We start from the raw sequence: 14,566 nt of genomic DNA on the forward strand, positions 1-14,566 counted from the left end.
TCATTTTACTTTCTGTATTGTGTGTTCCCCGTGCCCACGGGGATGAACCGCCCAGGTTCGATGATGAACTATCCAAACGACAGTGTTCCCCGTGCCCACGGGGATGAACCGTATTCAACTATTGGTGATATTCATGGCGTAAGGTGTTCCCCGTGCCCACGGGGATGAACCGCCGATTCTCGAAGAGTTGGTGGATTGGCTCACGTGTTCCCCGTGCCCACGGGGATGAACCGGCCTTGCGCTGTACAACGCACTGAAAGCGCACGTGTTCCCCGTGCCCACGGGGATGAACCGCATTGCAGATGTTCCGGCGGTTCGTGACCGAATGTGTTCCCCGTGCCCACGGGGATGAACCGCGCAATACGACATGAACGTGTCGTTTGTTTACGTGTTCCCCGTGCCCACGGGGATGAACCGGCCGCGTTATCGAGTCGGGCACCGTGGCGTGGGTGTTCCCCGTGCCCACGGGGATGAACCGTGATTTGTATTGAATGTTAAGCGAGGTGAAATGTGTTCCCCGTGCCCACGGGGATGAACCGTGTGCGAACGACACGCATAAAAAAACCAGCAAGTGTTCCCCGTGCCCACGGGGATGAACCGAAAACGACACTCACCGATCTTGATATAGAGCTGTGTTCCCCGTGCCCACGGGGATGAACCGCTCACGCCCTCACCGAGCGGCCCTAATACCGAGTGTTCCCCGTGCCCACGGGGATGAACCGGCATTAGAAGCAGCCTCGCGCCCTGCCCATTGGTGTTCCCCGTGCCCACGGGGATGAACCGGAACAATGGGGTTATACAGCATTCACTAACCAGTGTTCCCCGTGCCCACGGGGATGAACCGCTGGTACCGCGTTCTTGACCTACCCACGAGGCGTGTTCCCCGTGCCCACGGGGATGAACCGCAACTATGTCCGCCACCGAATTCACTACTTCAAGTGTTCCCCGTGCCCACGGGGATGAACCGCTAGTACGCCAGGACGTGGCATACGCCATTCGGTGTTCCCCGTGCCCACGGGGATGAACCGCGAAAACAACACCGCCGCTTATATCAGTTACGGTGTTCCCCGTGCCCACGGGGATGAACCGCGCGCGCACGGCGAGCCTGTGCGGCACGTTTGGTGTTCCCCGTGCCCACGGGGATGAACCGCCTGCCTGATGTGGCCGTCAAAAGCCTACCGCGTGTTCCCCGTGCCCACGGGGATGAACCGCTCGCCGATGTGTACCAAGCGGCCAAAGCAGCGTGTTCCCCGTGCCCACGGGGATGAACCGCGTTGCCAGCCGTTAAAGTGCGCGAACTGCCCGTGTTCCCCGTGCCCACGGGGATGAACCGCGCACGACGACGTTGTGCGTGAGCTGAATAAGGTGTTCCCCGTGCCCACGGGGATGAACCGTGACCCCGCCAAAATGCGAAACAATATCTTAAGTGTTCCCCGTGCCCACGGGGATGAACCGGTTGGCCGTCAGATGTTCGATTATCCCGAGCGGTGTTCCCCGTGCCCACGGGGATGAACCGGCTATCTCAGAGAACGGTTTCGTCATCATTGAGTGTTCCCCGTGCCCACGGGGATGAACCGAAAACTCGTTTTTCCCCATCTTGATACGCAACGTGTTCCCCGTGCCCACGGGGATGAACCGAGCGATAACTCGTTAGCAAAGGCATCAGAGTCGTGTTCCCCGTGCCCACGGGGATGAACCGGCGGGGCAGTTAGGATTTACTCGTATAGATATGTGTTCCCCGTGCCCACGGGGATGAACCGGAGGGGTAGCGATGCCGTTTGCAATTCCGCTAGTGTTCCCCGTGCCCACGGGGATGAACCGCGAAAACAACACCGCCGCTTATATCAGTTACGGTGTTCCCCGTGCCCACGGGGATGAACCGCGCGCGCACGGCGAGCCTGTGCGGCACGTTTGGTGTTCCCCGTGCCCACGGGGATGAACCGTAAATACGTGTGCCGATAACGGTGATAAATGCGTGTTCCCCGTGCCCACGGGGATGAACCGCGGACAATACCCGTTGGCTACGGCATCTTGGCGTGTTCCCCGTGCCCACGGGGATGAACCGGTTTCGCGGGAGTTGGGCGCTAGGTGCGTGATGTGTTCCCCGTGCCCACGGGGATGAACCGCCGCACGATCCCCAAATCAGTGATTAAATTAAGTGTTCCCCGTGCCCACGGGGATGAACCGGCGATCTTTCCGAGCTTGAACACGTCAATATCAGTGTTCCCCGTGCCCACGGGGATGAACCGCACCCCATCAAACCAACCGCCACTATCGCTCAGTGTTCCCCGTGCCCACGGGGATGAACCGCGCACGACGACGTTGTGCGTGAGCTGAATAAGGTGTTCCCCGTGCCCACGGGGATGAACCGTGACCCCGCCAAAATGCGAAACAATATCTTAAGTGTTCCCCGTGCCCACGGGGATGAACCGGTGCTGGGCGTGGGACTGCCTTGTATCCCTCTGTGTTCCCCGTGCCCACGGGGATGAACCGATATTAGTGTGAACAATGTCTTGTTTGCAGACGTGTTCCCCGTGCCCACGGGGATGAACCGTGCGCGAAATGCCACCTGTTGAAGTCGAAAGCGTGTTCCCCGTGCCCACGGGGATGAACCGTCTTGATTAGACGGGCATTTTCTTCCTTTTCTGTGTTCCCCGTGCCCACGGGGATGAACCGATACAGTCCCTTGCTCAACATCAACATGAAACGTGTTCCCCGTGCCCACGGGGATGAACCGTCAGTGGTTCAGTCGCATGGGATAGACCCTGAGTGTTCCCCGTGCCCACGGGGATGAACCGCATGAACATGGGGTCTTGACAGAGCGGGTTGGGTGTTCCCCGTGCCCACGGGGATGAACCGAAATGCGCGTTAATTTCAATGACGCATCAAGTGTGTTCCCCGTGCCCACGGGGATGAACCGCCTGCCTGATGTGGCCGTCAAAAGCCTACCGCGTGTTCCCCGTGCCCACGGGGATGAACCGCCGCTCGAAATGGTAATTGCACCAATGGCGGAGTGTTCCCCGTGCCCACGGGGATGAACCGCCAAGACTGCATTCATAATGAATGCCATCATTGTGTTCCCCGTGCCCACGGGGATGAACCGCGTTCCGGCGCGGGTTCCGGTGGCGCGGTGAAGTGTTCCCCGTGCCCACGGGGATGAACCGAATCGCGAAGGCGCGGCCAAATCTCTGTCAGCGTGTTCCCCGTGCCCACGGGGATGAACCGTTTCGATCAGCGAGGCTCGGCTCTGGCAAACCGTGTTCCCCGTGCCCACGGGGATGAACCGTTCATCAGTGTCTTCGACGGGTGCTATACCTTGTGTTCCCCGTGCCCACGGGGATGAACCGCACGCTCGGATGCGTATGCCGGCCAAATCAAAGTGTTCCCCGTGCCCACGGGGATGAACCGCGTTCTGTGCTTAAGGTGTTCAAACGGTGATTGTGTTCCCCGTGCCCACGGGGATGAACCGTCGAGATCACGACGGATTTTTTCAATCCATGCGTGTTCCCCGTGCCCACGGGGATGAACCGCGATCGGCATAGGCTTTGCGTGATGCGAAACCGTGTTCCCCGTGCCCACGGGGATGAACCGCCGTCATTGGCGACCGACACGGACACTAAATCGTGTTCCCCGTGCCCACGGGGATGAACCGGTGGTTGGCGGCCTAACGATTGAGTCTGTCGGGTGTTCCCCGTGCCCACGGGGATGAACCGTTTACTGGGCTCCCTCTCGATATAATCATCGGGTGTTCCCCGTGCCCACGGGGATGAACCGGCCGCCTGTCACGGTGGCCTCAAAGTCTTGGTGTGTTCCCCGTGCCCACGGGGATGAACCGCCATCGAGTTTGATGACAAGCTGCGCGCTGATGTGTTCCCCGTGCCCACGGGGATGAACCGACATTCGGCGCGTCGGCGTGCTGTTCGTCTGAGTGTTCCCCGTGCCCACGGGGATGAACCGCGCTTGGGTCCATCGCTATCGATGCGCTGAGCGTGTTCCCCGTGCCCACGGGGATGAACCGCATTGAGCAAGATGTTTTCTTTTTGATGGACGGTGTTCCCCGTGCCCACGGGGATGAACCGGTTTTACACGGTCATCAAACCAACTCTTATCTGTGTTCCCCGTGCCCACGGGGATGAACCGCTAAAAAGACAGGAACAGATGACTCAGATGCTGTGTTCCCCGTGCCCACGGGGATGAACCGTATCAACCTGAGCCGATTGATGGTGAATTCTGGTGTTCCCCGTGCCCACGGGGATGAACCGCTCTGGGGTAATCTTAATCCATAATGCTAAAGCGTGTTCCCCGTGCCCACGGGGATGAACCGTGATGGCGATCAAAAACCATCTCAATGCCTGGGTGTTCCCCGTGCCCACGGGGATGAACCGCCTATTAGACGGATTTTGTTAAAGAATAGACCGGTGTTCCCCGTGCCCACGGGGATGAACCCGCGGCGCGGCACCCTCGGGGCTGGCTTGTTCTGTGTTCCCCGTGCCCACGGGGATGAACCGATTTTCGCTGAGATGGGCGGCTGGGAATGTTTGTGTTCTCTGTGCTCATGGGAGGTGGGATTCGAGAGATTATCGAACATGTTACGAGTAGGTGTTTTGGCAGCATATCGATACACTATTTGCGTTAGTAGTAACAAGGGTCCTCGATAAGGCTGAGACCGTCTAATCTCAGCCTGATAATGTTGCCGAGCGCTAATAAGTTACGCCTCACTCAGCTGTTCGACCGCCTCCAGTGCTTGAGAGCCGTAAATCAAAGACGGGCCGCCGCCCATCAATACGGCGACGTTAATGGTCTCGACGCACTCTTGCTTGGTGGCACCGTGTTTGAGCGCGGCGGCCACATGCGCACCAATACAGCCATCGCAGCGTGCGGCAATACCAATCCCTAGTGCAATTAACTCTTTGGTTTTTACGTCAAGATCGCCCTCTGCCATGGCTGCCCGATGAAGCTGTCCAAATGCGGACAGAGTATCACTGCTGTGAGCTTTAAATTGTTTATTGAGCGCCAATTGTTGCTGATTGATTTCCTGATAGTTTTTCTTCGTCATAAGGCCTGCCCTTTAGTTTAGTTTTGTCTAATTTAAAGGGTTTTGCGTGTAGATGCAATCTGTGCCTGCCGAGTCGTTGCATTTGTCTAAAAAGGCGAGCAGCACAAGTCGGCCTTTTAGGAAAAATAGGGATAAACGCGTTATTTATTAGATTGTCATTAACAGTTGTTCTAGTTTAAAACAACACGCTTCACCTTTTAACTAGATATGCTTCTATGTGCAGTCACTGACGGAGGTCAGTATGAGTATTAAAAAACGATTACTCGTGGTAGTCCTGACAGGCGTTATCCTGCCCACGCTTATTATCGCCATTGTGTCACTCTACCAGTTCCGAACGAGTACGTTGCAAAGCTATGAGCAGAGCTCGTACAAAGAGATGCAGCACATAGGCAATGCGTTTAAATTCTACTTAGAGGGGTTGGCCGCAAACGCCAAAATGCTGGGTAACAGCGACGCCCTTCAACGTTTAGACAGCTCCGTCACCAAATACATGGGCGCAACCAAAACCATGACCTCCAAGCAAAATAGCCCCGCTGAAGCACGGGCATATGGGTTGCTTGAGGCGATGGGCGAGTCACGAGAAGATTTTGCGTATGTGTTCCTTGGGCTAAGTGATGGTGGGTACATTCAGTGGCCGCAAGGGGAATCTGGCAACTATGATCCTCGTCAGCGTCCTTGGTACCAGACGGGCCAGGGAAGCGGCAATAATCCTGTCAGGGTGCCTGCTTATCAAGATGTGACGACGGGTGCCCCCCTCCTTGATTATGTGATGGAGTTTCAAGCCCAAGACGGCCTGAGTGGTGTGATTGGTGTCGACGTTACGCTAGAAGCACTGACAAATATGTTAGGTGACGTCACCCTCGGTGAGTCGGGGTATATTGTGCTGGTGGAAGACACAGGCACGGTGCTTGCTGACCCGAACAACCCAGACAATAACTTTGAACCTGCCCAGAGTGTCGACAGTGTTTACAGCGGTGGGAATTTTAGTGAATCACTCACTGCTGTTTCCTTTTCTGGTAAAGATTATTTTGTCAATCAGTACAAAGCGCCAGAGAGTGGCTGGCGCTTGATTGGGATTGTGCCGCAGCAAGAAGTTCTAGGTCAGGTTACCCGGCTGCAAACCGTTATTTTATCCATCAGCCTGATCCTTGTTGTCGTGTTTGGTGTGCTTGGTTACTTTATGATTCAACGTATATCTGCATCTATCATTACCGTCAGTGATGGGCTGAGTGATGCGGCAAGCGGTGATGGTGATTTGACCAAGCGTTTACCGGTTCGCAGCCAGGATGAGTTGGGTAAAACGGCGGGTGCCTTTAATCAGTTTGTGGATGTGATTCAAGAGTTGATCGTCGGTATCAAGGACAGATCCACCAAGCTGTCGTCTCATGCCGATCACACCACTCAATTTGCTGAACAGCTGGACGGCGCCAGTCACCAACAGCGCTCAGGGTTAGAACAAATCGCCACCGCCTTCCACCAAATGGTGGCCACCGCCAACGAAGTCTCTCAAAACTGCAATCAAACGGCGGATTCTGCCCAGCAGTGTCAGTCGGAGGTCGATCGTGGCATGACCTTGATGAATAATACGCGCGCAGCGGTGCAAGAAATGGCCACCACGCTAAACGAAGCGGATAGCGCGATGGCTGAGCTGACCAAAGAGAACGATAATATCACCGCCATGCTGGATACCATTCGAGGCATTGCTGAACAAACCAATTTGCTTGCGCTTAATGCGGCGATTGAGTCAGCGCGTGCGGGGGAGCATGGGCGAGGCTTTGCCGTGGTGGCCGACGAGGTACGGGTGCTGTCACAAAAAACCACCAAATCAACCGAAGAAATTGATGAGCTGTTGCAGGCCTTAACCCAGCGCACGAATCAGCTTTCCGAGAAGCTGCAAGGCAGTGTTGAGCACTCACAAACCACCACGGAGGCGACGGAAGAGGCCTTGAGCGTCTTTGACACCATCCAAAGTTTGGTAGGGCAAATTCACGACATGGCGGCACAAATTGCCACGGCCACCGAGGAGCAGCACTCTGTTTTTGAAGATATCAATCAGAATGTGACTGGTGTGTTAGAAGGCGCCAACAGTGCAGCGTCCACGGCAGAGCAAACCAATGCCACGGCGGCCGAGCTGCGTATGGTGGCCTCAGAGCTCTCTGAGCTGGTCAACCGATTTAAAACCGAGAAGGGCAGGTAACGGCGTCGGGGACATTGAGCGACAATATAAAACGGCGAGCCAAGTGCCCGCCGTTTTTTTTATGGGCGTCATTTGGCCGCTAGCTAACTTCAACAAAGCCCATGAGGCCGGTTTTCATGTGCTCGATCACATGGCAATGGTACATCCATCGGCCCGGGTTATCGGCCACAAACGCTGCCTTGGCGTGGCCATTTTTACCCAACAGCACGGTATCAGTGTGGAAAGGTGTCACCGGCTTACCGTCCATTTCTAGTACTGTAAATGTATGTCCATGCAGGTGAATGGGGTGGTGGTACTGGGTGACATTCTTCAAATCGAAAATATAGGTTTTACCCCGCTCGAGTGTTGCGATCGGCTCAGGAATGTTACCTCTACTCATTCCCTCCCAGGCACGCTTATTCATCAGCCAAAACTCGTGTTTTCCTTTGCCTTGCTTATCAGCAGGTGTGATGGCTCCAGCCCACTCAAAAACAAAATGTCGGGTTTCGGCGTTGGCTAAATCAAGCGCAGGCACAGGGTTGAGCGGGAGCGCCGGAAGCTTTGTCTCGCGCAACTGCGAGGGCGTCGAGATAAAACTGGCGAGCAAGAAAGGAAAATCACCTTTCATCTGCATTATTTCGACTTTTTCACCGGCGCTTGGTGCAATCAGGCCAATATCTAGCCGCATCCCTGGGGCTATCTTATGCTCCTCTAACCGGCGTGGTGTGGCAATCGGGTTACCATCGATGGCGATTATCCAGGCTTTTGCGCCGCGAACTTGAATGGGATAAGTGAGCGTATTGTCCACGTTAGCGAGCCGCAACCGAGTGGTCGCTTTTTCTTGCAGTGTATACTCAGGGTGATGAATACCGTTCACGGTACCCCACTCGCCGGGTGTGCCCATGCGAGCGCTATAACGCGGAATAGCGAGATCTTTCCATTGCCCTTGGCGGTCGAGATGCCAGTGCTTGAGCATGAGAACATGTTCTTCGTCAAACTCGACCGGTGATGACTCTTCCACCACAATGGTGCCTACCAGTCCTTTTCCTAGCTGCACCACAGAGTTCATATGGGGGTGATACCAAAAAGTGCCAGCGTCCGGTGGGGTAAAGCGGTAGATAAAGGTTTCACCCGGCTGAATAGGCGCTTGCGATAAAAAGGGGACGCCGTCCATTTCAATCGGGATACGTAAGCCATGCCAGTGAATGGTGGTGGGTTCGTTGAGGTTATTGGTAAAGTGAATCGTTACTGGCTCGCCTTGGCGACAGCGGATCGTGGGGGCTGGGATTTCGCCATTAAAGGCGAGCACGTCGGTTTGATGACCGGGCACCAACTCAGCCTGACTGGGTTCAGCGCTTAAATGGTATTCCCACTGGCCGTTTTGCCGAGAGGCAGAGACTAGGGAGCAAGCGGGCAGAGTGGAAAGCGCTGCAATGGCTACCGTTTTTTGTAAGAATTGGCGTCGGGAAACGCCCTGAGAGCTCAACTTATCCCAGCTCATCCTGTAAACCTCCTCAACATGGTGAATGCTCGCCAGTATACCCTGGAAGACAATAGTTGAGAAAGATTATCAATTGTGAGTGTGAGGCAGTTAAAACAGCGAGCGGTCAAACTCGCTGGGCAGTCAGATTATTGACGGTGAAAGGCATCCAATCCAGGTGCTTGATTGATTTCAGGTAAACACTCAAATCCAGGCTTGGCAATGTAATAGCCCTGAAAAAAATCGACCCCCAACCCGACCAAACACTGCAACTCTGCTTCTGTTTCAACGCCTTCGGCAATAATTTGACGATGTAGCTCATGACACATAGCCACACTATGGCGAACAATGGCTTGTTTGGTGACGTCAGTGTCAATATTCCGTACCAATGCCATATCCAGTTTCACCATATGGGTGTCAATATTGGCCAGTGCTGTTAGGCCGGAATAGCCAGCACCAAAGTCGTCGATTGCGGTCAAAAAACCTTGCGAGCGGTAATAGCGAATAATGCGTTGAATATGGCCGTAATCCAACACTTCTTCACCTTCCGTGAACTCAAACAGAATCTGATCAAGTGGGAAGTGATAGTCATTCGCTGCTTTAAGGGTGGTACGAATACAACGCTCTGGCTCGTAAACCGCATTGGGCATGAAATTAATGCTGAGATAACAAGGGATACCCAGCTCAGCGGCCAGCTTCACCGCCTTGATGCGACAGGTTTGGTCAAACTTATACTGATTATCTGCATTGACATGCTGGAACACACTGCCTGCACCACTGCCATCTATCCCCCTAGCTAGTGCTTCATAGGCATAAATGGAACCGGTAGAAAGCTGAATGATCGGTTGGAATGCCATGGTAAATTCGAATGTGAGCGGCTGCGCATCCCTGCAGGCCTCGCATTGTGTTGGAGAAGCTGTCATAGAAAAGAGATTGTTTAGTCTGTGCTTGTAGAAAGATTAATGGAGTTCTGAGCAGAATGCGAATTAGATGACAAAAATTATGGGGTTTGCACGCATAAAGTGGTGTGCGATATCGGTGTTTCCCCGAAGGCAACGCGCGCATGGTACTGCTGTGTAGCAAAACCTTACGGTTTGCCCATAAGTTGGCACTAGATATGCTTAATAATTAACCGGCAATTGACGGCGCGTCATTATAATGACGAGTTTCGCTGACAAAGAAGGGATTTCCTGATAATTGCCACAAAATAGCCAGAATTGGTTTATACCTTAATAAGGTGGCTTTACAACCAACCCTAAGAGATGCCGGTTCAAGGTAGCTGGCCAGCGACAGAGGATGAACGTCATGCTTGCTGAAAAACGGGACGAAATCGATAACCCCCTGATTTGGCCAATACTCAGTATTCTAGAGTCAACACGACAAAGCTGGAAAGTGCACCACCTTTTAGGTGAACTGCAAAAAGATACCATGATGGCTCAGCTCGATGCTGACCCCCACCTTGATTTATTTAAACGTAATTTCCTGATCATGAATGCCCTGTATCAGCTGCAAGAAATGCTGTTGCCGCAGCAGTGGTTGCAGGTGGAATCCATGGACATTCAGTTGCAGTGGCGGGTTGGTAACAGTGGTTTCGTGGCAAAAGAGATCGATTACCAAGACCCGCTACGCGACTACTACATGGACTGGAACAACTATGATGCGAGCCAAGATGACGTCAAAGAATTGTTGTCTTCGTTTTGGAAGCACTACCAGCGTCATATCGGCAACGAGGCGCCGGGTGAAGCCATGTTGGAGCGCAATAAGGCGTTAAAAGTGTTGGGGTTGGATGAGAATGCCAGTGAGCATGAAATTCGGCGTCAGTGGCGCAAAATGGCTCTCAAATGGCACCCCGATCGCCCGGAAGGGGACGCGACTACGTTTCGTGAAATGTGTGAGGCTTGGCAAAGCTTGCGCTTGTAACAGGCCTTCAGCAAGCGACAACAGGGTGTGAGAAAACACCCTGTTGCTTGACCACGCCGTTTCTGTGTAACACTTAGGCGTTATTAAGACCACGGCTGCGCAGTTCAAAAATCAGCTTCTCGGCGCTGCACTCAAACTGCATTTTAATGTGTGCGGTATGGCCTTCGATGCGTTGCGGTTCAAAGTCGTGCTTAACCTCAGGGTTAATGCTGGTCGCAAGTGCAAGATACTTGTCAAAACGTGCTTGAATCGCGTCGCCACTGTCGCCGTGAATGGTCACTTCAGCCACTTCGTCGCCTTCCGAAATAATATAACCAATTTCAGCGCTGACGCCGCATGCATCACAGGCATCGGTTTGATTCTCTTTCATGGTATTCCCCTACAATTAAACAAACAGCAGGCATGAGAAAAGGTGCTGATCGCCTGCTGTAAAATCAATACACTGATCTTTAGCAGACTCTAGGTTGTGGCACATTGAGGCAGGTCAGATTTTGCGGGCTTTGTCGCACGGCGTGGCGATGACAGCGATACAGGTGCTGACAAAGACATCACCCACTATTGGCGAATGCGCTAATAGTGGGTGAACGTGTAAACAATGCGTTTAAAAGACTAACACCAGTCTTCTTCCCACTGCACCAAGGTGTCTTTAGGCCATTGGGTACCAATATCATGGTACTCTTGTTCTAATTTATGACGGCGGATTTTGAGTGTCGGCGTGAGCTTGCCATTCTCGATGCTCCACGGCTCTTTAATCATCAACACACCTTTGATTTTCTGATGCGATTCCAGCTCACTATTGATGGTGTCGACCACTTTTTTGACACGGCGTTCATACCGCGCACGGTCAAAGTTAGGGAAGTGATGAGGCAACGCCAGTAGAATAGGCGCAGGCATGCCTGAACCGATCACACATAGCATCTCGGCATTAGAGAGTTCGAACAAGCGTTTTTCAATCGGCACCGGTGCGACAAATTTACCCTTGGCGGTTTTAAAGGTGTCATTCTTACGCCCGGAAATACTCAGATACCCCTCACTGTCCAGCTCACCTAAATCACCCGTGTGTAACCAGCCATCCACTAAGGTTTCGGCGGTGGCCTCTTCGTTTTTGTAGTAACCACTGAATAGGCCTTGGCTTTTTACCAAGATTTCCTGATCATCGGCAATTTTGATCTCAACCCCAGGCCCTGCGTTACCCACTGTGCCAATCTTATCGGCTCTAAACGGATAGTTGAGGGTGCTGTAGGCATAGCTTTCTGTCATGCCCCACGCTTCGGTAATGTGCAACCCAAGTTTTTCATACCATTGCAATAATGCGGGCGCGACAGGTGCTGAGCCGCACCCCAACACGCGTGCCTGATCCAATCCAAGGTTTTTAGCGATTTTGTTTTTAATCAGGCTATTGACCAAGGGGATGCGAAGGAGAAGATTAAGCTTTCCGTCCGGAAGCTTCTCTTGAATGCGTTGCTGGAACAGCGTCCAAAGCCGAGGAACAGAAATAAACAAGGTGGGGCGATGCATTTTGACGTCTTCGATAAAGGTATCGAGTGACTCAGGGAAAGCGGTTGGGATCCCGCCCATGATCGCCGATCCCATGATGTAAACTCGCTCGGTAATATGCGCCAGTGGCAGATAAGAGAACAAGCGATCATCAGGCTCAATACCAATATGATCAATCAAGCGCTGGGCGGACCAGCAATAGCCGCCGTAACTTAAGATGGCGCCCTTGGGTAAGCCGGAAGTGCCAGAGGTATAGACCAAAGACATTACATCACTGTCTTGATGTACCGGGCGCTCATTTGATGGTTCGTGGTTGGCGATTAAATCATGCCACTCGAAATGACAGCTGATCGTCGGATAAGGAAAGGCGATGGTTTTTAAGCCTGGCATGCTTTCCAGTGAGGTGCTCAGGGCTTTGCTGTCATCAAGCTTGCCCACAAACATGGCTTTCGATTCGCTGTGGGTCACCACATGGTCAATGGTGTCTGTCCCGGCCGTTGGAAATATCGGCACGCTGATATAGCTGCCCATCATCATCGCTAAATCGGCAATAAACCACTCCGCACAGTTTTTGGAGATGAGCGCGACCTTATCACCGGGCTTGAGCCCCATGTCACGCAGTGCAGTCACCATGCGCAATGCTTGGTCTGCGACATCGGCAAAGGTGTAGTCATGAAAGCGGCGACCGTGAATTTGGCGCAGAAAAACATGGCTTGGACGTTCCTCGGCCCACCGCAGGATCTGATCGTTCGGTTTGATATGTGACATTGGACTTCCTCATTGTCGCAACGTAAGACTACGTTTAAACGTTATAATAATGTTAATTTAGTGATCAGGGGCGAGGAGAAGCAAGATAATCATTTAAACACGTGTTCAAATTATGACTGACGGCACTATTTGCAGTGATTTGCTTCGGATTTTTCAGTTTTTTCATATTCTTCTCAATAAGGTTTTTGGAAGTTTGATCCGCTTCAGCGTCTTGGTACAGCGTTAGTGTCAGGCTGAGTGAGTCAGTCTGTACTATTTTAAAAGGGGCGGGACTTTTTCGTGAGTTAGCCTGACCGCGAGCCGAGTGGCGCGCGTGTCATCACAGCGCCAATGACGGCGATTGACGGGGAGAACAGATTACGCATGCCAAAACGCAGTAAAGCCCAAACACAGCAAACCATTGAGACTATCTTGGCAGAGGCGAAGCGGCAGCTGTTGGCGCTTGGTTATGAAGGAATGTCTTATACCACGCTCAGTGAAGCGACAGGCGTATCGCGCACCGGGATCAGCCACCACTTTCCCCGCAAGCAAGATTTTATGGTCGCATTAGAGCCTTTTTTGGTGGAGAGCCTGCGTACGCCCCTCGATACTCGCAGTACCATCAATGCGTTTATGAAAAGCTGGATGCAAGCGATGCATGCCGAGGGTGAGTTTAAAGCAACGCTAAAGCTTTGTTTTTATGTGTTAATCAGCGGTAAAGCCGATAATGGTGCCGCATTCAGATGTTTAAAAACACTACAACAAGAGTGTGAACAACAAATGCAAACCGATTTAACGGTCGCTTTTTCGCAATTGTTGGGCGCCAGTTTGTTGTTATGTCGTCAGCGCGCTGAAACGAAATCCTAATGTCATGGCTATTGTTGATCGAGCTATGGGGTGAGAGATGACCTTCCGTTGACAGACAGTCCCTGCGTTTCTTGGTATAGTTGTCATGCTTTCCAAGCAACACATGTATTTGGAGACAACCATGAACAATACCGACCATCCTCCGAGTCTGAACAGAGAAAAATAGCGACTGTTGGTATTGCTGTATCTCATCGTTACCAACTGTCGTCGATAGTTGGCTCCGCCCGCTTTGTTTTTCTCCTCTCGCTGTTACACATCACTTTGCCTAGTTGGGCACTATGTTGTTGATGGTCGTTACCTACTGCCAATCGGGAGATTCGCCATGACGGTAATGAACAACCCTTTTACTGAACCGACCACTTTTTCAACGTCAGAAATCGTGGCCGCTCGCAATGCCTTTTTGCAATATGAGCTCAACAAGCAAGTTGAATTGCTCACGGTCATGCCCCATGAGGAGTGTATGGCTGTGCTGGGTCACTGCTCAGTGGCGCATGTCCATCAGCTGCTTGAGCGGTTATATGCGCAAGGCCACCAACGTCTAGCTCATCAATATGCTCTCAGTCTGGGGGTGATGCGCCCGCATCGTAGCTTGTTCACGGGCCTGGGGACTTGGGGCCACCGGAGGCGTGCCAAACTGTTTGCTTATTTATCATTAGTGTTGGTAGTGGCCGCTGTGAGCTATTTATCGGTTTTTGTTTTTGCCTAGTCCGTGCACACTTAGCTTGATCTTACGCAGTAAATTGTTGCGCAATTATGCTATCACTATAACGATAGTTGAATTGTTCAAAAATATTTTAATAATGGGGTCACGGCTGTGAGCCGT

At 52.6% G+C, this 14,566-nt stretch carries 9 protein-coding genes and 1 CRISPR repeat array (1 of these 10 cut by a window edge); of the genes, 4 read left to right on the forward strand and 5 right to left on the reverse strand.

Annotated elements, in window-relative coordinates:
• A CRISPR array of direct repeats spans positions 1-4,508; the repeat unit is 29 nt; unit sequence GTGTTCCCCGTGCCCACGGGGATGAACCG (it extends 345 nt beyond the left edge of the window).
• 200 nt (positions 4,509-4,708) lie between these two features.
• Positions 4,709-5,056, reverse strand: a complete 348-nt coding sequence (locus BZG74_RS06010; protein WP_077771784.1) for a carboxymuconolactone decarboxylase family protein — start codon at positions 5,054-5,056, stop codon at positions 4,709-4,711.
• A gap of 241 nt (positions 5,057-5,297) precedes the next feature.
• Between BZG74_RS06010 and BZG74_RS06015 the strand changes: the two genes are divergently transcribed.
• Positions 5,298-7,253, forward strand: a complete 1,956-nt coding sequence (locus BZG74_RS06015) for a methyl-accepting chemotaxis protein (RefSeq protein ID WP_077771785.1) — start codon at positions 5,298-5,300, stop codon at positions 7,251-7,253.
• Between the two features lie 79 nt (positions 7,254-7,332).
• Here BZG74_RS06015 and BZG74_RS06020 read toward each other — a convergent pair whose 3' ends face one another.
• On the reverse strand, positions 7,333-8,733 hold the full coding sequence (locus tag BZG74_RS06020; RefSeq protein ID WP_077771786.1) for a multicopper oxidase family protein: 1,401 nt from the start codon (positions 8,731-8,733) through the stop codon (positions 7,333-7,335).
• Between the two features lie 128 nt (positions 8,734-8,861).
• On the reverse strand, positions 8,862-9,635 hold the full coding sequence (locus BZG74_RS06025) for an EAL domain-containing protein (protein ID WP_077771787.1): 774 nt from the start codon (positions 9,633-9,635) through the stop codon (positions 8,862-8,864).
• 382 nt (positions 9,636-10,017) lie between these two features.
• Between BZG74_RS06025 and BZG74_RS06030 the strand changes: the two genes are divergently transcribed.
• Positions 10,018-10,632, forward strand: a complete 615-nt coding sequence (locus tag BZG74_RS06030) for a DNA-J related domain-containing protein (protein WP_046075714.1) — start codon at positions 10,018-10,020, stop codon at positions 10,630-10,632.
• A 73-nt stretch (positions 10,633-10,705) separates the two neighbouring features.
• On the opposite strand, the gene BZG74_RS06035 is transcribed toward BZG74_RS06030, so the two are convergent.
• Together BZG74_RS06035 and BZG74_RS06040 are read right to left on the reverse strand one after the other, a co-directional pair.
• The gene (locus BZG74_RS06035; RefSeq protein ID WP_077771788.1) at positions 10,706-11,002 is read right to left on the reverse strand and encodes a DUF406 family protein; all 297 of its coding nucleotides are present in this window, start codon (positions 11,000-11,002) and stop codon (positions 10,706-10,708) included.
• Positions 11,003-11,241: 239 nt separating this feature from the next.
• A complete protein-coding gene (locus BZG74_RS06040) occupies positions 11,242-12,897 on the reverse strand; it encodes an AMP-binding protein (protein ID WP_077771789.1) in 1,656 nt (551 codons plus the stop codon).
• Between the two features lie 363 nt (positions 12,898-13,260).
• On the opposite strand from BZG74_RS06040, the gene BZG74_RS06045 reads away from it, so the two are divergent.
• Positions 13,261-13,743 carry a TetR/AcrR family transcriptional regulator gene (locus BZG74_RS06045; protein ID WP_162274005.1) on the forward strand — a complete coding sequence of 161 codons (483 nt, stop codon included), beginning with the start codon at positions 13,261-13,263 and terminating at the stop codon, positions 13,741-13,743.
• 322 nt (positions 13,744-14,065) lie between these two features.
• Positions 14,066-14,449 carry a hypothetical protein gene (locus tag BZG74_RS06050; RefSeq protein ID WP_077771791.1) on the forward strand — a complete coding sequence of 128 codons (384 nt, stop codon included), beginning with the start codon at positions 14,066-14,068 and terminating at the stop codon, positions 14,447-14,449.
• Positions 14,450-14,566: the final 117 nt, after the last annotated feature.

This window comes from Salinivibrio sharmensis (assembly GCF_001995985.1).
Classification (GTDB): domain Bacteria; phylum Pseudomonadota; class Gammaproteobacteria; order Enterobacterales; family Vibrionaceae; genus Salinivibrio; species Salinivibrio sharmensis.